Source organism: Pseudomonas sp. GV105, assembly GCF_003058185.1.
Classification (GTDB): Bacteria; Pseudomonadota; Gammaproteobacteria; order Pseudomonadales; family Pseudomonadaceae; genus Aquipseudomonas; species Aquipseudomonas veronii.
On the sequence record NZ_QBUF01000001.1, the window covers coordinates 77,290 to 96,630 of the forward strand.

Here is a 19,341-nt window from a genome sequence, read left to right on the forward strand (position 1 = left end):
CCACGGCGTCGTCATGGCGAAGCTCTGCCTCCAATAAAAATAACGGGACACGCCATGAAAACACTTAGCACTCTGACCCTCAGCGCACTCTTCGCCGGCCTGGCCCCTTTGGCCCAGGCCGATGTAAAACCTGATCCGGGCGACTACACCGCGCTGCCCAAAGGCACCGATGTGGTGGTGTTGTACCAGCAGAACCCACGCGGGGATAAGGTGTACTCGGGCGGCAAGAAAGTCGCCGACAACCTCGACCTCGACATGACCGTCGGGGTGTTGCGTCTGATCCACTTCACCGAGTTCTTCAACACCGGGCTGACCTGGGACCCGCAAATCGTCATCCCCTTCGGCTACCAGAAGACCGGCGCCACCGACAGCAAGAACTCGGGTCTGGGTGATATCACCTTCGGTGGGACGGTGTGGACCATCGCTGACCTGGCCAAAAACGAACACCTGGGCTGGTCGGTGTTTGTCACCGCGCCGACCGGCAGCGAGAAGAACCAAGGCTTTGCCTTGAGCAGCAATCGCTGGGCGCTGGACTTTCAGGTCGGTTACATCAAGGGCCTTACCGATAAAATCACCTGGGACGTGATCGCCGAAACCGAGTTTTACGACGAACAGCGCTCCACCGATGCCAAAAAAGACCCGTTGCTGCAACTGCACAACCACCTGCGCTACAACTTCACCCCCGACACTTACGCCGCGATCTCTTATCGTCACAACTGGGGCGCGCGCGAGACACTCGACCATGAAACCCTGGCCACCAGCCGCAGCAATGGCACGCTCGGTTTTACCGTTGCGACCATGCTGGGCAAACAGGTGCAGGTCATGGGGCAGTTGATGCATGACACGTCGGTGCGTGAGGGCGTGAAGATTGATAATTCGCTGCAGTTTCGCCTGGCGTACTTCTACTGAATCAACGGCTGTCCGGCATGGACACGGTCCATGCCGGCGCTGGATCAATAGCGAATCATCACCGATTTGAGTTCGGTGTAATCCTCGATAAACGCTGACCCGAATTCCCGACCGATGCCCGATGATTTAACCCCGCCAAACGGCACCGCCGGGTCGAGCAGCGTGTGCATGTTCACCCACACCGTGCCGGCGTGGATGGCGGGCACCATTCGCAGGGCTTTGCTCAGGTCGTTGGTCCAGAGGCTGGCGCTGAGGCCATACGGTGTGTTGTTCATCAGCTCCAGCAGCTCGTCTTCGCTGTCATAGGGCAAGAACGTGGCGATCGGGCCGAAGGTTTCCTCGTTGAGCAAGCTGTCGTTGATGCTGTTGGCGAGGATCACTGTGGGTTCGACATAACACCCAGGGCGATCGATGCACCGGCCGCCGTGGATAATCGTGTTGTTTTCGGCACGCGCCTTGGCAAAAAAACCTTCGAGCTTCAATTGGTGCTGGCGGTGGGTGACCGGGCCGAATTCGGTGCGCTCATCCAGCGGCGAACCGATGTTCAGTTTGCCCAGACGCTCGGCCAGGCGGCTCATGATCGGCTCGATCTGCGAGCGATGGGCGAAAAAACGTTCAGCGGCGGCGCAGATCTGCCCCGAGTGCAGGAAGCCCGCTTCGATGATGCCGTTGACCGCCTTGTCGAGGTCGACATCACGCAGGAACCCCGCCGAGTTTTTCCCGCCCAGTTCCAGGGTCGCGCGGGTCAGCCCGGCGCCCGTGGCCGCGCGGCCTACGGCGATGCCGGTCGGCACCGAGCCGGTGAACGAGACCTTATCGGTGCCGGGATGCTCGATCAGCGCCTGACCCACCGGGCCGCCGCCGGTCAACACGTTCAGGACGCCGGCGGGCAGGCCTGCGTCGACCGCCAGCTCGGCGACCCGCAGGATCGTCAGCGGGGTGAACTCACTGGGCTTGATGATGATGCTGCAGCCGGTGACCAGCGCCGAGGCGAGTTTCCAGATGGCGATCATGGTCGAGAAATTCCACGGCACGATGCCCACCACCACGCCCACCGGTTCGCGCAGGGTGAACGCGGTGTAGCGTTCGCCGGCGAAGGAGGGCAGGGACGGCGTGATGGTCTGGCCGCTGATCTTGGTCGCCCAGCCGGCGTAGTAGCGCAGAAAGTGCGCGGCCTGGTCCACTTCGAAAGCGCGGGAAATCTGGATGATCTTGCCCGATTGGCACGTCTCGATCTGAGCCAGTTCCTCGCGGTGTTGTTCCAGCAGGTCGGCGAGTTTGAGCAGCACGTTGCCGCGCACTGCCGGGGCGACCTGGGACCAGTGCTGGAAGCCACGGCGGGCGGATTCCACCGCCGCATCGACGTCGGCCGCGTTTGCATCGGCGACGTGGGCAATCACGTGGTCGGTGGCGGGGTTGATCACTTCGAGGGTCTGGCCGGACTGACTCTGCACGTAACCGCCGTGGATAAACAGGGCATGGCTTCGACGCAAAAACGCTTCGACTTGGGGCAACAGGGTGATGTCGGTCATGGGGTTTTCCTGGTGGTGAACAAGAGAAAACCCTGAGGTTAAGCAAGGGCTGTCACGGCGGCTTGACTGTGACTGCCCGGCGCCATGTCTGTGTCTGCCAACGCCGCGTCTATTGCGGCTGACGGGCAGGATCAATATCCATGGAAAGTACAATTTTGCATCTGGAAGGTACATTTTCGCAGCGTGCCGCTCACCCCATACTGGGCCTGCAGCCGGTGCCGCTCCTCAATAATGGACGGCAGCCGGACATCCAATAATAAGCAGGGCCGTCCATGAAAAAGCCAAACCCGCTCCTCGAAGACCTCAAGTCCATTCTGCCGACCATTGCCGCCAATGCGTTCCAGGCGGAGCAAGACCGCAAGGTCCCCGACGAAAACATTGCGCTGCTCAAAAGCATCGGCCTGCACCGTGCTTTTCAGCCCAGGAAGTTCGGCGGCATGGAACTCTCCCTCCCGCAATTTGCCGATTGCATCGCCGTGCTCGCCGGCGCCTGCGCCAGCACGGCCTGGGCGATGAGCCTGCTGTGCACCCACAGTCATCAATTGGCGATGTTTTGCGCCCAGTTGCAGCAGGAAGTCTGGGGCGATAATCCCGACGCCACCGCCAGCAGCAGTATCGCGCCGTTTGGCCGCACCGAAGAGGTTCACGGTGGCGTGTTGTTCAGTGGCGAGATGGGCTGGAGCAGCGGCTGTGATCATGCCGAGTGGGCGATTGTCGGCTTCCGGCGCAAGAACGCCGAAGGCACCCAGGACTATTGCTTCGCGGTGCTGCCGCGCAGCGACTATGAGATTCGCGATGACTGGTTTGCCGCCGGCATGAAAGGCAGCGGCACCAAGACCTTGATCATCGATAACGTGCTTGTGCCGGAACACCGCATCCAGAAAGCCAAGGACATGATGGAAGGCAAGTCCGCAGGCTTCGGTCTGTACCCGGACAGCAAGATTTTCTACTCGCCGTACCGTCCGTACTTCGCCAGTGGGTTTTCCACCGTAAGCCTGGGGGTCGCCGAGCGCATGCTCGACGTCTTCCGCGAGAAGACCAAAACCCGCGTGCGGGCCTACACCGGGGCGGCCGTGGGCGCGGCGACGCCGGCGTTGATGCGCCTGGCCGAGTCGACGCACCAGGTGGCCGCCGCCCGGGCCTTTCTCGAGAAGACCTGGCAGGAGCATGCCGAGCACAGCGAGCAGCATCGCTATCCGACCCGCGAAACCCTGGCGTTCTGGCGCACCAACCAGGCCTATGCGACCAAGATGTGCATCCAGGCCGTCGACCGTCTGTTCGAAGCTGCCGGTGGTAATGCCTGGTTCGAGCACAACGAACTGCAGCGCCTGTTCCGTGACTCGCACATGACCGGCGCCCACGCGTACACCGATTACGACGTCTGCGCGCAGATCCTTGGCCGCGAGTTGATGGGCCTCGAACCCGATCCCAGCATGATCTGAGTCGCTCGCCCCACGCCCCATAACAATAATCAGGACTGCTTGTGCAAGCAGTCCGGGAGTCTTGCATGTCCGATAACAGCCCAACCCCCTTCGACCCACGCGCCTTCCGCCGCGCCCTGGGTAATTTTGCCACCGGCGTCACCGTGGTGACCGCCGCCGACGCCAGCGGGCGCAAGGTCGGCGTGACGGCCAACAGTTTCAACTCGGTGTCCCTGGACCCACCGCTGGTGCTGTGGAGCATCGACAAACGTTCCAACAGCCACGAGGTGTTCGAGCAGGCCAGCCACTTTGCGGTCAACGTGCTGGCCGCCGACCAGATCGACCTATCGAATAATTTCGCGCGACCCAAGGAAGACCGCTTCGCCGAAATCGAGTTTGAACCGGGCGAGGGCGGATCACCGGTATTCGCCGACTGCTCGGCGCGTTTTCACTGCGAAAAATACCAGCAAGTCGACGGTGGCGATCACTGGATCATGATCGGCAAGGTGGTAGCGTTCGACGATTTCGGCCGCTCGCCGTTGCTGTATCACCAGGGCGCCTATTCGATGGTCCTGCCACACTCACGCATGACCCGGCGCGACGACAGCCAGCCGCCCAGCAGTCATTTTCAAGGGCGTCTCAGCCACAACCTGTATTACCTGATGACCCAGGCCGTGCGGGCTTATCAATCCGGCTACCAGCCTCGGCAATTGTCCACGGGCTTGCGCACCAGTGAAGCGCGCATGCTGATGGTGCTGGAAAGTGATGCTGGCCTGAGCACGCCTGAATTGCTGCGTGAGGTTGCAATGCCGGTGCGCGAGATCGACGAAGCCGTGGCCAACCTCAAGCGCAAGGCGCTGGTCAGTGACCATGACGGCCGTGTGCGCCTGACCGCCGCTGGCCTCGAACAGGCTGAAGACCTCTGGTCGATTGCCCAGGAGCAGCAGGATAAGGTGTTCAGTGCATTCAGCGCGGAGCAGATCGACACCTTCAAAACCGTGTTGAAGCAACTGATTAGCCACGCCGGCTAGCCCCGAAAAGGCTCAGGAGCGGCGCAAGGCGGCTCCTGATTCGATCAAAACGGCACCGCCACTGTCAGTTGGCTGTACACGTTGGTGCCATTCCCTCCTACTTGGTTGCCATCGTTGTGCTGGTCCCGCTCGGGTTTGTACAGGCCCAGTAGCGGGGTGACGATCAGGTGCTCGTTCACCGCCCATTCGGCGTACAGGTCAAGCTCGCGGCCGTTCAGGTTTGGCATGCCGTGCGTGCTGACGGTCTGGTAATCGAAGAACAAGGCGCCAAGGGTCACGGCTTGGGCCGGCTTGACCTTGAGCGCGACATGTTGGATCACCGCGTTGGTATTGAATGGCCCCGCGTAATTGCCGGCGACTTCGCCCTGCACCCAGGTGCCGAAGCCGCGATTGAAGCCCGAGAACATCGCGTCCCAGTTTTTCGAATAGCGTGTGTAGCGATAGGTCAGGTCCGGCGACCACGGCAGGCTGGCGAAGGTGTAGCCGGCCTCGCTGTACCAGGCGTTTTGCGCACCGATGTGCGTGTCCTGCCAGGCATATTCGGCGGCGAAGTGCGCGTTTTCGATGCCGGCATTCCCGGCGCCGCGCAGGCTATAGAGGTTCATGCCGGCCCGTTGTTTTTGCAGGTCATTGGCGTAGCGCTCGTCGACGCTGATGCCGTGGATATAGGTCAACCCCAGGGTGCCCGGGGCGGCGCTGTATTCCAGGGTGCCGGCGGCCATTTCGGTGTTGGCCTGGGCGCGATTGTCCGACTGTATCCACATCAGGCTGCCATGCACGCCCTCCTTGCCGCCCAGGCGCAGCAGCGCGGTTTGATCGAAGGCATGGCGGGCCGCGAGGTAGTAGGCGCCGCCCCGATTGAATTCGCCGTCTGCCACGCCCTTGCCGAGGTTGGTGCCGTCATCGTTGATGATGAAACCATCCCCGAGCATGATCACCTGGCGCCCGAAGGACAGGTCCATGCCGTCCGTGCCCAACACCGGGAATAGTTCGCCAGAACGCCAGCCGGCGAAGGCTTCGTCAAATTTGCTGGTGCGTTCGCTGCCCGTGGTCACGCCGGAGGCATCGCCATCGCCCCAGGTGCCGGAACTGACCTGGTTGGCCGTGCCGTAGACGCTGCCCAGGCCGCCCAAGCGCTGGTCCAGGCTGACGCCATACTTGATGAAACCTTCGCGCCAGGTGGAACCGCCCGGGGTGCCGTCGTAGTTCTTGCGACTGTTGAACATCCCGTAGACGGCCAGGAAGTTGCCGCTTAGTCGCGTGTCGTCGTCTGCATACAGCTCGAAGGCCTGGACCGACGATTCGCCGATCAACAGCGCAAGGCCCATGCCGACGGCCTGGTACAGTCGGCGCGTGTTGTGTGTGTGCTCCATGGTCAGTGTCCCCAACTGGATGAGTGGAGGCGCATTAAGGCGAGCGGGGCCGGACGGCGTCTTTCATCTGCGTGCCAGGCAATTGACCCAGGCCGCCAGCCGGCCGGCGGTGGCAGGGAGCAACAAAACCCAAGGCAGCCAGGGGCAAGACGCTCAATCGAGGCAGGGCGCACAGTGGCTCAACGTCTAAAAATCCGCTGCTTGAGGGGCTGCACCATGTTGATCAACGACCGGCTTAGCGCACATTTGAAACAGGGCACGGTGGGCTTTCCCACGGCGCTCGCCAGCACCATTGGCCTGATCATGGCCAGCCCGGTGATCCTCACCGCGACGATGGGCTTCGGCATCGGCGGCAGTGCCTTTGCGGTGGCCATGCTGATCGCGGTGGTGATGATGCTGGCCCAGGCGACCACCTTTGCCGAGGCGGCCGCGATCCTGCCCACCACCGGCTCGGTCTACGACTACATCAATTGCGGCATGGGCCGGTTCTTCGCCATCACCGGCACCTTGTCGGCCTACCTGATCGTGCATGTCTTTGCCGGTACGGCGGAAACCATCCTCTCCGGGGTCATGGCGCTGGTGAACTTCGAACACCTCAATACCCTGGCGGAGTCGGCAGGCGGTTCGTGGTTGCTGGGGGTGGGTTTCGTAATTGTGTTCGGCATCCTCAATGCTTTTGGCGTCAGCGCATTCGGCAAGGCCGAGATCATCCTCACCTTCGGCATGTGGACCACCTTGACGGTGTTCGGCGTACTGGGGCTGATCGCGGCACCAGCGGTGCAACTGGAGGGCTGGTTCGGCGCATCACTGGTGGGCACCGACCTGATCACCATCCTGTCGCTGGTGGGCATGGCCATGTTCATGTTCGTCGGTTGCGAATTCGTCACGCCGTTGGCACCGGACTTGCGCAACTCGGCCAAGGTCATGCCCAAGGCCATGATGCTGGGGCTGCTCGGCGTCGCCAGTTGCATGTTCATCTACGGCGCGGCGATGAAGCGTCAGGTGGAAAACGTGCTGCTCGATGCCGGCAGTGGCGTACACCTGCTGGATACACCGATGGCGATTCCGAAATTCGCCGAACAGGTGATGGGCAGCATCGGCCCGCTGTGGCTGGGGATCGGCTTCCTGTTTGCCGGAGCCGCGACCATCAACACCTTGATGGCGGGGGTGCCGCGCATCCTCTACGGGATGGCGGTCGATGGCGCGTTGCCCAAGGTCTTCACCTACCTGCACCCGCGTTTCAAGACCCCGCTGCTGTGCATCCTGGTGGCGATGCTGATTCCGTGCCTGCACGCGCTGTACCTGGGTGGCAACACCGACAACATCATGCACCTGGTGCTGGCGGCGGTGTGTGCCTGGAGTTTCGCCTACCTGTTGGTGACAATCTCGGTGGTGAGCCTGCGCATCCGCCGCCCGGACCTGCCGCGCGCCTATCGTTCGCCATGGTTTCCGTTGCCGCAGATCCTGTCCAGTATCGGCATCCTGCTGGGCATCTGGTTTATCACGCCGCCGGGGATGAACCCGGCGGACATCTACATTCCGTTTAGCGTGATGCTGGCCGGCACGGCGGCGTATGCGTTGTTCTGGACTTTGGTGGTGCAGAAGGTCAATCCGTTCAAGCCGGCGTCAGTGGAAGCGGTGTTGGCCAACGAATTCGCCCATGCACCGAGCCAGCCTCACACCGAGTATCAGCGCCATGCTGCGAAGCCTGTTTGAGCTGTTCAGTGCCCGGCGCACGCCGGCTGGTTATCGCCCTGGAGTGACCCTGGAACACCTGCGCCGTAACCTTGACCTGGTGCAGTTTCAGTGCACCGCTCCGACCACGGCCGAGGCGGTTCTGCTCGATGGTCGCTTGCGCGTGGAGATAGTCGAACGCGCCGAGTCGCAGTTGCTGATGCACCTGGTGATGACTGAGTTCGTGCTGCGTCTGCCTGCTTCGCGAGAGGGCACCGCAAGTTTTGAACTGCACCACACCGGAGCCATTTGGCGCACCGGTATTCGTTGCCGGCAACGCAGCGGCGACCCGGCGCTGCTGGCGTTGTTGCAGCCCCATGGGGAGTTGCTCCAAGCGTTGATGCCGCTGGATTTCAAGCGTCTGCGCATCGATCTGCAGGCCCGCCAGTGGTGTGTGCGCCTGGAGCATATGGGCGGTAGCGAGGTGATTAACCGCATGCCCGCGTTTCGCCGCTATATCCCGCTGAGCCCCGATCAACGCAGCGGGTTGCTGGTGACCTTGCTCCATTTCCAGCGCCTGCTGGCGGCACTCTGATCACGGGTTTTGGCACCATTAGTGCAATCGCTTTGGTTGAGACGGATGTGTTGCGGGTACTTAGATAACATGTTAACTATTGCCCGACAACAACAAAAAAACCAAGGTGGACACAACCATGAGCATGCAAGCGGTTGGACAAGATGGGCTCGACAGTTGGACCCGCGATCTGCGCTCGATCTGTGGGCACTTCCACACAGAACTGGCGTTCAATCGCTCGCTGTTTATCGGTGACATCTCGACCTGTTCCCGTGGCGGGCTGCCCCTGGCCAACCTGCGCACCAACGCCGGCCTGATCAAGCGCCCCAACGCCCGCACCGACCACGATGACGACCAGCAGTGTTTCCTGGTCAGCCAACGCAGTGGCTACAGCCAGATTGCCCAGGACGGTCAGGCCATTCGGCTGGGCCCCGGCGAACTGTTGCTGATGGACTCGGTAGGTTCCATCGAGATCACCCCGTTCGGGTTGATCGAGCACGCCTCCCTGTGTCTGTCTCGTCATGAAGTGTGCAAACAACTCGGCACCCGGCCACGTACCTTCGGCAAAATTTCTTCAAGCAAAGCCTGCGGACGCATGCTGCATGTGTTGATGGATCAATTGTGCACGGATGCTCTGGATGGCGACGCGGCGGTGGCGGAGGGCCTGGCGTTGCAGTCGGCGTTGGTCTCGCTGCTCGGCTCGGCCTTTGCGCAGCGGGAGGAGGCGACCGACGACTGCGCGGCGCTGCCGGGCGTCAATCTGCGCAGTTATGTGCAAAAAGTCATTGATGAGTCGCTCAGCCAGCCGGGATTGAGCCCGCTGGGCCTGGCCAATCGCCTGAATATCTCGGTGCGGCATTTGTACCGGCTGTTTGAAGCGCAGGACGACAGTGTATGCCGCTACATCCAGCGGGCGAGGCTCAAGCGCAGTGCCGATGACCTCGCCAATCCGCTCCTGCGCGGCGAGTCGATCACCGCGATTGCCTACAAGTGGGGCTTCACCGATTCAGCGCACTTCAGCCGCTCGTTCAAGAAGCAGTTCGAGGTCTCGCCCAAGGAGTTTCGCTCCAGCCACGTGCAGCAGGTGGCGCAGGGGGTGTGAGCGTTCAACGAAGATGAAGCGAAGAAGCTGCCGGCGAGCGCCGGCAGCCGAGGTCATTACGCGACGGCGAAGTAGTGTTTGACGAAGCTGGGGCTGACGATTTCCCACAGCACTGCGGTGCCTTTGGTCACGAACCAGCTGTCGCCGGCCTTGAAATGTGTCTGTTGGCCGCTGGTTTCGTCGGTCAGCAGCACTTCGCCGGTGACCACCGTGGCTTGTTCGGTAAACGGGTAGACCATGCGGAACTTGCCCTGGGTGGTACCGAAATAGGCGCTGCTGACCGGGTCCGTCGGCGTGCCGAAGGTCATCTTGCCGAAGGCTTTGCCATCGCCTTCGAGCAACTGCGAGCCGAGGTCGGTCACGGTGCCCCAGGCGTCGAGTTCCGAGAGCTGGATGTCGTGTTTGAGGGGGGTGAGGGTCATGGCAGGTACTCCTGATGGGAAAAATTAGCGGCGACCGTTCCAATAGCCCGACAGTTGGTGCCAGGACTTGCCGGCGGTCAGCAACAGCGGGCGGATCGCGTCTTTGCCGAGGATGGTCGGGCGGCGGATCGAACTGAGCAGGTCGTAGCGCGCCGAACCTTCGCTCATGCCTTCGGCCAGCACCTTGCAAATGATGTGGCTGGGGGTCACGCCGAAGCCGGAATAACCTTGCACATAGAAAGCGTTGCTACGGCCGGGCAGGGTGCCGACCTGGGGGAATAGGTTCGGGCTGCACGCCATCGGGCCGCCCCAGGCCAGGTCGATCTTCACGTCCTTGAGGTACGGGAAAATCTTCAGCATCAGGTGGCGGTTCCAGGCTTTCAGGTCGCGGGGGATATGCTCCACCAGCGGTGTGGCAGCGCCGAACAGCAGGCGGTTTTCGTTGGTGACACGGTAGTAGTCGATCACCGGGCGTATATCGCTGTAGGCCCCGCGAATCGGGCTGATCCGCTGGATCAACTGTTCCGGCAACGGCTCGGTCATCATCTGGAACGCATAGGTATTGATGGTCGATCGGTGCAGCTCGGGCTCCAGTTTGTTGAGGAAGCTGTCACAGGCCCACAGCAGCTTGCTGGCCCTGACCGAGCCGCGCCCGGTACGCACGCTGATGCGTTCGCCATAGCTGACTTCCAGGGCCGGGCTATTCTCGAAAATCCGCACGCCGTGCCCCGCCAGGGCCTTGGCTTCGCCGAGCAGCAGGTTCAGTGAGTGAACGTGACCGCCGCCCATGTGCAGCAAGGCGCTGCTGTAGGCATTGGAACCAATGATTTGCTTGACGTCCGAGCCGCCGAGAAAACGAATTTCGTGGGCAGTACCGATCGACTGGAAGTCTTTTTCCCAGGCCTGCAGGGTCTTGGCCTGACGCGCGTTGAAGCCCATGTAGCCATAGCCGTGGCAGAAGTCGGCATCGATATCGTACTTGGCGATGCGGTCCTTGATGATGCCGGCCCCCAGGTCGCTGATCTCGAAGATCCGGCGCAGTCCGTCCTCGCCCACTTCCTTTTTGATCTTTTCCAGGTCGTGGCCGATCCCGGCCATGATCTGCCCGCCGTTGCGTCCGGTGCCGCCAAAACCCAGGTAGCGCGCTTCCAGCACGACGATGTTGGTGATGCCTTTTTCCGCCAGTTCAAGGGCTGTGTTGATGCCGGAAAAGCCGCCGCCGATGATCACCACGTCGGCGTCTATGTCCTGTTCGAGGCACGGGAAACTGAGGTTGTATTTCTTGGTGGCCGTGTAATAGGTGGGTGTTTCGATAGTGATCATGGCGCAGCCTGAAAGTGACGATGTGATGGTGTTTATTAAGGGCCATGGCGTCGCACTTGTCTTGATTCTGTGTGCCGCCGCTTTGATCCTGCGCGCCAGCGACCTGGCCGCTGCCGCAAGTTATAGCGCGCAGTGAAGAGGACAGTGGTAGAGTTTCGTTAAAATATTAACTAACTGAGTTGTGATGCCCAGACCCATGCGTAAACTCCGACAATCCCTTACATTGACCCTGTTGCAGGCCCGCGAAGCGGCCATGAGTTTTTTCCGCCCCTCGCTCAATGAGCACGGCCTGACCGAGCAGCAATGGCGGGTTATCCGCATTCTCAGCCAGCACGATGAGCTGGAAATCTATCAACTGGCCGAATTGGCCTGCATTCTCAAACCGAGTATGACCGGCGTGCTGGTGCGCATGGAGACTGCCGGCCTGGTGCATCGGCGCAAGGCTGAGCAGGACCAGCGGCGCGTACTAGTGACCCTGGCGGATAAGGGCAAGGCCAGCTTCGACTCCATGAGCCAGTGCATGGAGGAGAACTACCAGAAGTTGCAGGCGCAGTTCGGCGAAGAGAAGCTGCAGACGCTGCTGGGGCTGTTGGATGAGTTGAAGGCTATCAAGCGCTGAGTGCCAGCCCATCGCGAACAGGCGAATGGGCTGGTGGTGCTGCGTGCAGGGGGTTAGTACACACAGCCGGGCCTGAGTGGCGCGACGCCGTCCTTGAACGTTGCCGCGAGGCTTTGCAGGCCGCGCATCAGCACGGTCGTATCGACCCCGACGGCGACAAACGCGGCGCCCAATTCGATATAGCGCCTGGCCAGGGCCTGGTCTGCGCTGAGAATCCCCGCTGCCTTGCCGGCCTGGCGAACTCGCGCAATCGCGTCTTCGATCGCCGCCTGCACGGCAGGATGCCCTGGGTTACCGCGGTAGCCCATCGAAGCACTCAAATCCGCCGGGCCAATGAACACTCCGTCGACGCCTTCAACCTGCGCAATCGCCTCCAGATTGGCCAGGCCTTCGAGGTTCTCGATTTGTACCAGCAGGCACATCTGTGCGTCGGCCTGATCCAGGTAGCCGGCAATGCTGTTCCAGCGCGACGCACGGGCGAGGGCGCTGCCGACGCCGCGAATGCCCTGGGGCGGATAATGCATCGCGCGCACCAGTTCCCGCGCCTGCTGTGCGCTTTCGACCATCGGCACCAGCAGCGTTTGCGCGCCGATATCCAGCAATTGCTTGATCAGTGCGCTATCGCCGACCACCGGACGAATGATCGCTTGGCTCGCATAGGGCGCGATGGCTTGCAACTGGCCGAGCATCCCGCACAGGTCATTGGGCGCGTGTTCGCCGTCGATCAGCAGCCAGTCAAACCCGGCATTGGCCGCCAGCTCGGTGCAGTAGGCATCGGCCAGGCCGAGCCACAGGCCGATCTGCGTCTCGCCGCGGCACAGGCGCTGCTTGAAGCGGTTGATGGGCATATCCATGGAACGGTCCTCCAGGGTCAGACAAAGCGGCAGGAGATCGAGCCCAGCATGTCGTAGTCGACGTGGAAGGTGTCGCCGGGATTGGCCGCCACCGGGCGGGTGAAGGAGCCGCCGAGGATGATCTGCCCGGGCTGCAACGTCACGTCGTAGGGCGCCAGTTTGTTCGCCAGCCAGGCCACGCCTTTGGCCGGGTGGTTGAGCACGGCGGCCGACACGCCGGACTCTTCGATCACCCCGTTGCGGTACAACACGGCAGGCACTTTGCGCAGGTCGATTTCGGTCGGCCGCACGGCCCGCCCACCCATGACCACGCCCGCGTTGGCGGCGTTATCGGAGATGGTGTCGAACACCTTACGGGTGGCGTGGGTCTGCGGGTCGATCTGTTGGATGCGCGCGTCGATGATTTCCAACGCCGGGATGACCCACTCCGTGGCGTCGAGCACGTCGAAAATCGTGCAGTTCGGCCCCTTCAGCGGTTTGCCCAGGATGAACGCCAGCTCCACCTCGACCCGTGGCACGATGAAGCGCTCAAACGGAATGTCGGTGCCTTCGTCGAAGAACATGTCATCGAGCAACGCGCCGTAGTCCGGTTCGCTGATGTTCGACGACACCTGCATGGCACGCGAGGTCAGGCCGATCTTGTGCCCGACCAGCTTGCGCCCGTCCTTGATTTTCTGTGCGACCCAGGCGCGTTGGATCGCGTAGGCGTCGTCAATGGTGATCGCCGGGTAGTCCAGCGAGAATTGCCGGACCTGTTCGCGTGAGCGCTCGGCTCGGTCCAGGTGTGCGGCGGCTTGCAGAATCTGCTGTTGATCGAGCATGACGAAGTTCTCTTACTGTGGGTTGACGATGGCCGCCGGGGTACGCAGGACCAAAAAGCCGCCAAGGGCGATAAACAGCGCCAGCACATACAAGGCCAGGCTGGCGCTTTGGGTGGTGTCACGCATCCAGCCGATCAGGTAGGGCGCGAGGAACGAGGCGATACTGCCGAACGAGCTGATCAGGGCAATGCCGGCCGCCTGGGTGCTGTTGGACAGGAAGGCCGGAGGCAGTTGCCAGAACATCGGCAGCGCGGCGCTGGCCCCCATGCCGGCGATCACCAGGCCGCACAACACCAGGGTCGGGTTGGTGGGCGACAGCCCGGCCACCGCGATACCGACGGCGGACATCAGCAGCGGCACGCACAAGTGCCAGCGTCGCTCACGGTTGCGATCGGATGAGCGCCCGCAACCGATCATGAAGAAACATCCGGCCAGGTAAGGCACCGCACTGAGCAGGCCGACCTGACTGTCACGGCCGATGCCGGCGCCGTGGATCAGGGTGGGCATCCAAAACGCCAGGGTGTTGACCGCGAGCATCACCGCGAAATAGATCGCCACCAGCAGCCAGACCTGCGGGTCACGCAGGATGCCGCCGAACGAGGTGATGGATTTGCGCTGCTCCTCACTGCTTAGTTGTGTACGCAGTTGCTGTTTCTGCAGCGCGCTGAGCCAGTTCACCGTCTCGTAGCTGTCCGGCAGGCATTTGAGCACCACTAGGCCCAGCAGGATCACCGGGGCGCCTTCGATCAGGAACATCCACTGCCAGCCGCGCAGGCCGCCAAAGTCATGGAAGTGTTCCAGGATCGCGCCGGACAACGGCCCGCCGATCACGCCGGCCATCGGCACCGCAATGGCAAACAGCGCGGTGACTTGCGCGCGGCGACGGGCCGGGTACCAGCGGTTGAGAAACACCAGGATCCCCGGAAAGAAGCCGGCTTCGGCCACCCCCAGCAAAAAGCGCAGCACGTAGAAACCGGTGGAGCTTTCGATCCACAACATGCTAGCGGACAGCACGCCCCAGACCACCATCAGGCAGGCGATCCAGCGCCGTGGCCCAACACGGTCGAGGGCGATGTTGCTCGGTACGCCGAACAGCGCGTAGGCGATGAAAAACAGTCCGGCCCCGAAGCCGTAAACGGTGTCGCTGAAGTGCAGGTCGGTACTCATCTGCATCTTGGCGAAGCCGATGTTGATGCGGTCCAGGTGGGCAAACAGATAACAGATCAGCAGCAAGGGCATCAGGCGCCAGGTAACGACGCTATGGGTACGCTGGTGTTCGAGCAGGGTGGTGCTGTCGGCGGTATTGGCTGTGCTCATGATGTTGTACTTTTTTTTGAGTGGCCGTTGGCGGAAGGCGGGCAGTGTTCAGCTCGCCTGGTTTTTCAAGAAGGCATGCACGTTGTTTTGCTTGAAGTTGAGTTCGGGGTGCAGCTCGATCATCTCGAACGACAGCGCCAGCAGACGCTGCGATTGCAGTTCGGCGAAGTGTTCGGTGATCACGTTGAACAGGCGTTGGGCGACGGTTTTGCGCGTGTCCAGGTCGCGTCCATGGCCGACCTTGAGGGTCATGTGGACGAACGCGTAATCGTGCTTGCCGTCGGCCATGCGCCAGGTGTCCAGGCGCACGCCGCGGCTGCGGATGCCGCCCAGGGGGAACACACCGCTGTCGCCCAGCACGGTGTGGACCTTCTCGAACAGCGCGGGCAAGTCGGCCTGCTGCTCGATGTTGTCGGTGTATTCAGCAATGAAGTGCGGCATGGGTGTCTCCTCCCTTGATCGGTGACGCGGATGTGTCCTGTGGGCGCTGTCGGCCCCACAGGGTGTCTTCGCCCTGGGTCAGAGGGGGAAAATGGCGTTGATCTGGCCGGTGCCGGAGCTGCCGAACGGTGCGGTGATGATCTCGGCCGGTTTGTTGTAGTCCGGGCCGCCCAGCAGGCCGAGGAGCATCGCGGTGTCGTGCATCTTGCCTTCGCCGAAGCAGTGCTCGGCGTAGTCCGGCAGCATTGCGCAGAACTCCTTGAAGCGGCCTTGCTTCCACATGTCCACCACATGCATGTCCATCTGCTTGTCGAATTCACGGGTCCAGTTGTGGATGTTGGCTTCGGCTTCGCGGTCGTCGGAGAAACGGTGGGAGAGGGAGCCCGAGGCCAGCACCAGGACTTTGCGGTCGCTCTTCTCGATCGCCCGGCGCACGGCGGCGCCAAACGTGAAGCTGTCTTCGAGGCGGTGCCAGGCGCACCAGGCGGCAATCGAGATCACGTCGAATTTTTGCTCGTCCGGCACGCCCATGTGCATGTAGCGCATCGGCACTAGGGTGCCGTATTCCAGCTCCAGGCTCGGGATGTTGTGAGCCATCGTGCGTACATCGGCCAGGTTGGCTTCAGCCGCGATCAGTTCCCCCAGTTCCGGGCAACCGGGGTAGTCGTACTCCATGTTCTTGATGAAGTGCGGCAACTCATTGCTGGTATAGGTGCCCTTGAAATGCTCACCGCAGTTGACGTGGTAGCCGCTGTTGACCAGCCAATGCACGTCGAAAACCACCACTGTGTCGGCGCCCAGCTCGCGGGCGCGACGCCCGATTTCCTTGTGCCCGGCAATGGCGGCTTCGCGACAACCATGGTGCTTGCCGGGCAGTTCCGACAGGTACATCGAGGGTACGTGGCAGATCTTTGCAGCCAGGACGACTTCGCCCATGATGATTCTCCTGAATAATTGTTTTTGTCTTGGAAGCATTGTGTGGCGAGGGCGCAAGGGCCCTCGCCAGCGGCCTGACTCACACGCCCCAGCGCGGAATGTGATGACTGCCCATGGAGATACACACGTTTTTGATTTCGGCGAACACTTCAAAGCTGTACTGGCCGCCTTCGCGTCCGGTACCTGAGCCTTTCACCCCACCGAACGGCTGACGCAAGTCGCGCACGTTCTGGCTGTTGATGAACACCATGCCGGCTTCGATGCCGTAGGCCAGGCGATGCGCCTTGCCGATGTCCTGGGTCCAGATATAGGACGCCAGGCCGTACTCGGTATCGTTGGCCAGTTGCAGCGCTTCGGCTTCATCCTTGAACGGGATCAGGCACACCACCGGGCCGAAGATTTCTTCCTGGGCGATGCGCATCGTGTTGTTCACATCGGCAAACACCGTGGGCTGGATAAACTGCCCGCGACTCAAGTGCGCCGGCAGGTTGGCCGGACGTTCCAGGCCGCCGGCGAGCAGGGTGGCGCCTTCTTCTATACCAATCTTGATGTAGCCGGTGACCTTGTCGTAGTGCGCCTGGGTGATCATCGAGCCGACCTGGGTTTTCAGGTCTTGCGGGTCGCCGACGATCAGGCGTTTGGCGCGGGCGGCAAACTCGGCGACGAACTGCGGGTAGACACTCTCCTGAATGAACACCCGGCTGCCGGCGGTGCAGCGTTCACCGTTGAGCGAAAAGATGGTGAACAGCGCGGCGTCGAGGGCGCGTTCCAGGTCGGCATCCTCGAAGATCAGTACCGGCGACTTGCCGCCCAGCTCCATGGAGTACTTTTTCAGCCCGGCGGTCTGCATGATTTTCTTGCCGGTGGCGGTGCCGCCGGTGAACGAAATCGCACGCACGTCCGGGTGGCGCACCAGCGCATCACCGGCGGTGGCGCCGTAGCCCTGGATCACGTTCAACACGCCTTTGGGAATGCCGGCCTCGACGGCCAGGCGCCCGAGTTCATTGGCGGTCAGCGGCGACAGCTCGGACATTTTCAGCACGGCGGTGTTGCCCAGTGCCAGGCATGGCGCGGTCTTCCAGGTGGCCGTCATGAACGGCACGTTCCACGGCGATACCAACGCGCAGACGCCCACCGGTTGGTACAGGGTGTAGTTGAGCATCTGGTCGTCCACCGGGTAGGTGTGGCCGTCCATGCGGGTGCAGACTTCGGCGAAGAAATCGAAGTTGTGCGAGGCCCGTGGAATCAACACGTTCTTGGTCTGGTGGATCGGCAGGCCGGTGTCGAGGGTTTCCAGTTCGGCCAGGCGGGGCACGTTGTGTTCGATCAGCTCACCGAGCTTGCGCATCAAGCGGGCTCGTTCCTTGGCCGGTGTGCCTGCCCACTTCGGAAAGGCTTCCTTGGCCGCTGCAACCGCTTGCGCGACTTCTTCGGCGCCGCCGCTGGCAACTTCACCGATGGCTTCGCCGGTGGCCGGGTTGTAGTTGATGAAGGTGTCTTTGCTTTCGACCTCACGGCCGTTGATCCAGTGTTTGATCATGCTGCTCAAGCCTCTTTACCGGCGCTGAAGAATTGCGCCTCGCTGACAATTCGATTGACCAGGCGCCCCACGCCTTCGACTTCCACGATGACTTCATCGCCCGGCACCACGTCGGCCAGGCCTTCCGGCGTGCCGGTGGCGATCATGTCGCCGGGTTGCAGGGTCATGAAGCTGGACAGGTATTCGATCAGGTACGGGATGTCGAAAATCATGTCTTTTGTGCTGCCTTCCTGGCGCAGCTCGCCGTTGATCCAGGTGCGCAGTTTCAGGTTGCTCGGGTCCGGCACATCGGCGACGTCGACGATCCACGGGCCTACCGGCGTGGTCGCGTCGCGGTTCTTCACCCGCAGGTTGGGGCGGTAGTAGTTTTCCAGGTAGTCGCGGATCGCGTAGTCGTTGCACACCGTGTAACCGGCCAAGTAGTCCAGGGCGTCTGCGCGCTTGACGTTGCGCGCCGGCTTGCCGATCACCGCGACCAGTTCGCACTCGTAGTGCATGTAGGCGACATTGTCCGGGCGCCAGGTCACTTGGTTGTGGCCGGTGTAGGTGCCGCGCGACTTGATGAAGGCCAGCGGCTCGGTCGGTGGCGTGAAGGCCAGTTCGGCGGCATGGTCGGCGTAGTTCAGGCCGAGGGCGAACATGCTGCCGGTGGCCGGTGGCAGCCACTCGACCTGGTCTTCGGCGAGCAGGCGACCGTCGGCCAGGCGCACGGCGTTTTGGGCTTCGACCAGAACCTGATGCACGGCGCCTTCAAAGCGAATACGGGCGTGTTTCATGACAGCTCCTCTGCCTTGATGTGGTTGACCAGACGGCCCAGGCCGCTGATCTCGACTTCAACGGTATCGCCGGGTTGCACGTCCACACGGCCTTCGGGCGTGCCGGTGATCAGTACATCGCCTTCGTGCAGGGTCATGAACTCGCTGATTTCGGCGATCAGTTGAGGAATATCGCGCACCCAATTGGCGGTCGAGTTTTGTTGGCGAAGCTCACCGTTGACGAACAGTTTCAGGCTCAATTGGTTGGGGTTGTCGATCTGGTCGCGCCCCACCAGTTCCGGGCCCAGCGCGCAGAACCCGTCGCGACATTTGGCTTTCACCGCCGGGCGGTAGTAGCTGTCTTCCGGCAGGCTGAACTCATTGACGATGGTGTAGCCGGCCACATGCGCCATGGCGTCCTCGACGCTGACGCGGCTGGCGCTTTTACCGATCACCACGCCCAGCGCCGGGCCGGGCTGAAGGCGTTCGCCGGTGGGCTGCACGACGCTGCCGTCATGGCCATTGCGGGTGTTGGGGGTCTTGATGAACAGCACCGGTTTGAGCGGCGGCTTCTGGTAAGGCGCTTGCTCGAATTCGGCGATACGTTGGTTCAGCAACCCCTGATAGTTCAGCGCAACGCCGAACAGGGTGCCGTTCGCAACATCATGCAGAGCACGGCTCATGCTTTTCTCCTGGC

Annotated in this window: 20 protein-coding genes; 8 read left to right on the forward strand and 12 right to left on the reverse strand. The window is 61.9% G+C overall.

The features are described from left to right. The first annotated feature begins 54 nt into the window (after positions 1-54). Entirely contained in the window at positions 55-909 is an 855-nt protein-coding gene (locus C8K66_RS00335) for a transporter (protein WP_108523988.1), read from the forward strand. 44 nt (positions 910-953) lie between these two features. Here C8K66_RS00335 and C8K66_RS00340 read toward each other — a convergent pair whose 3' ends face one another. After that, entirely contained in the window at positions 954-2,441 is a 1,488-nt protein-coding gene (locus C8K66_RS00340; RefSeq protein ID WP_108523989.1) for an aldehyde dehydrogenase family protein, read from the reverse strand. Between the two features lie 272 nt (positions 2,442-2,713). Between C8K66_RS00340 and C8K66_RS00345 the strand changes: the two genes are divergently transcribed. Both C8K66_RS00345 and C8K66_RS00350 read left to right on the forward strand, forming a co-directional pair. Further along, positions 2,714-3,883: a p-hydroxyphenylacetate 3-hydroxylase oxygenase component gene (locus C8K66_RS00345; RefSeq protein WP_108523990.1), complete on the forward strand. Its 1,170-nt coding sequence runs from the start codon at positions 2,714-2,716 to the stop codon at positions 3,881-3,883. A gap of 65 nt (positions 3,884-3,948) precedes the next feature. Beyond that, positions 3,949-4,893 (forward strand): p-hydroxyphenylacetate 3-hydroxylase reductase component, encoded by a 945-nt coding sequence (locus tag C8K66_RS00350; RefSeq protein WP_108523991.1) that lies wholly within the window; start codon positions 3,949-3,951, stop codon positions 4,891-4,893. 44 nt (positions 4,894-4,937) lie between these two features. Here the strand turns inward: C8K66_RS00350 and C8K66_RS00355 are convergent, their stop codons facing one another. After that, on the reverse strand, positions 4,938-6,266 hold the full coding sequence (locus tag C8K66_RS00355; protein ID WP_108523992.1) for an alginate export family protein: 1,329 nt from the start codon (positions 6,264-6,266) through the stop codon (positions 4,938-4,940). A 216-nt stretch (positions 6,267-6,482) separates the two neighbouring features. Here C8K66_RS00355 and C8K66_RS00365 point away from each other — a divergent pair, with 216 nt between their 5' ends. The 3 genes from C8K66_RS00365 (at position 6,483) to feaR (ending at position 9,616) form a co-directional block, all read left to right on the forward strand. Continuing rightward, the gene (locus C8K66_RS00365) at positions 6,483-7,982 is read left to right on the forward strand and encodes an APC family permease (protein ID WP_108523993.1); all 1,500 of its coding nucleotides are present in this window, start codon (positions 6,483-6,485) and stop codon (positions 7,980-7,982) included. Further along, entirely contained in the window at positions 7,963-8,535 is a 573-nt protein-coding gene (locus C8K66_RS00370; protein WP_108523994.1) for a DUF3156 family protein, read from the forward strand. Before C8K66_RS00365 ends, C8K66_RS00370 begins: the two co-directional genes overlap by 20 nt. A gap of 118 nt (positions 8,536-8,653) precedes the next feature. Further along, positions 8,654-9,616, forward strand: a complete 963-nt coding sequence (gene feaR / locus C8K66_RS00375) for a transcriptional regulator FeaR (protein WP_108524255.1) — start codon at positions 8,654-8,656, stop codon at positions 9,614-9,616. Positions 9,617-9,672: 56 nt separating this feature from the next. Here the strand turns inward: feaR and C8K66_RS00380 are convergent, their stop codons facing one another. Together C8K66_RS00380 and C8K66_RS00385 are read right to left on the reverse strand one after the other, a co-directional pair. Further along, on the reverse strand, positions 9,673-10,038 hold the full coding sequence (locus C8K66_RS00380) for a cupin domain-containing protein (RefSeq protein WP_108523995.1): 366 nt from the start codon (positions 10,036-10,038) through the stop codon (positions 9,673-9,675). Between the two features lie 24 nt (positions 10,039-10,062). Then, on the reverse strand, positions 10,063-11,361 hold the full coding sequence (locus C8K66_RS00385; RefSeq protein WP_108523996.1) for an FAD-binding oxidoreductase: 1,299 nt from the start codon (positions 11,359-11,361) through the stop codon (positions 10,063-10,065). On the opposite strand from C8K66_RS00385, the gene C8K66_RS30840 reads away from it, so the two are divergent. Beyond that, positions 11,360-11,497: a hypothetical protein gene (locus tag C8K66_RS30840; RefSeq protein ID WP_158276035.1), complete on the forward strand. Its 138-nt coding sequence runs from the start codon at positions 11,360-11,362 to the stop codon at positions 11,495-11,497. The two genes, C8K66_RS00385 and C8K66_RS30840, sit on opposite strands and share 2 nt — an antisense overlap. A gap of 60 nt (positions 11,498-11,557) precedes the next feature. Beyond that, a complete protein-coding gene (gene hpaR / locus C8K66_RS00390; RefSeq protein ID WP_108523997.1) occupies positions 11,558-11,980 on the forward strand; it encodes a homoprotocatechuate degradation operon regulator HpaR in 423 nt (140 codons plus the stop codon). A gap of 53 nt (positions 11,981-12,033) precedes the next feature. Here hpaR and hpaI read toward each other — a convergent pair whose 3' ends face one another. The 8 genes from hpaI to C8K66_RS00430 form a co-directional block, all read right to left on the reverse strand. Beyond that, entirely contained in the window at positions 12,034-12,834 is an 801-nt protein-coding gene (gene hpaI / locus C8K66_RS00395) for a 4-hydroxy-2-oxoheptanedioate aldolase (protein ID WP_108523998.1), read from the reverse strand. A gap of 17 nt (positions 12,835-12,851) precedes the next feature. Next, positions 12,852-13,655: a 2-oxo-hept-4-ene-1,7-dioate hydratase gene (gene hpaH / locus C8K66_RS00400; protein WP_108523999.1), complete on the reverse strand. Its 804-nt coding sequence runs from the start codon at positions 13,653-13,655 to the stop codon at positions 12,852-12,854. A gap of 12 nt (positions 13,656-13,667) precedes the next feature. Then, complete coding sequence (locus tag C8K66_RS00405; protein WP_108524000.1) at positions 13,668-14,972, reverse strand: MFS transporter; 1,305 nt, start codon at positions 14,970-14,972, stop codon at positions 13,668-13,670. Positions 14,973-15,020: 48 nt separating this feature from the next. Then, a complete protein-coding gene (locus C8K66_RS00410; RefSeq protein ID WP_108524001.1) occupies positions 15,021-15,413 on the reverse strand; it encodes a 5-carboxymethyl-2-hydroxymuconate Delta-isomerase in 393 nt (130 codons plus the stop codon). Positions 15,414-15,491: 78 nt separating this feature from the next. Further along, positions 15,492-16,349: a 3,4-dihydroxyphenylacetate 2,3-dioxygenase gene (hpaD, locus tag C8K66_RS00415; RefSeq protein ID WP_108524002.1), complete on the reverse strand. Its 858-nt coding sequence runs from the start codon at positions 16,347-16,349 to the stop codon at positions 15,492-15,494. Positions 16,350-16,428: 79 nt separating this feature from the next. Then, positions 16,429-17,889, reverse strand: coding sequence for a 5-carboxymethyl-2-hydroxymuconate semialdehyde dehydrogenase (gene hpaE / locus C8K66_RS00420; protein WP_108524003.1), 1,461 nt, complete (start codon positions 17,887-17,889; stop codon positions 16,429-16,431). Positions 17,890-17,894: 5 nt separating this feature from the next. Further along, entirely contained in the window at positions 17,895-18,665 is a 771-nt protein-coding gene (locus tag C8K66_RS00425; protein WP_108524004.1) for a fumarylacetoacetate hydrolase family protein, read from the reverse strand. Beyond that, positions 18,662-19,327: a fumarylacetoacetate hydrolase family protein gene (locus C8K66_RS00430; RefSeq protein WP_108524005.1), complete on the reverse strand. Its 666-nt coding sequence runs from the start codon at positions 19,325-19,327 to the stop codon at positions 18,662-18,664. Before C8K66_RS00430 ends, C8K66_RS00425 begins: the two co-directional genes overlap by 4 nt. Between the last annotated feature and the right edge of the window lie 14 nt (positions 19,328-19,341).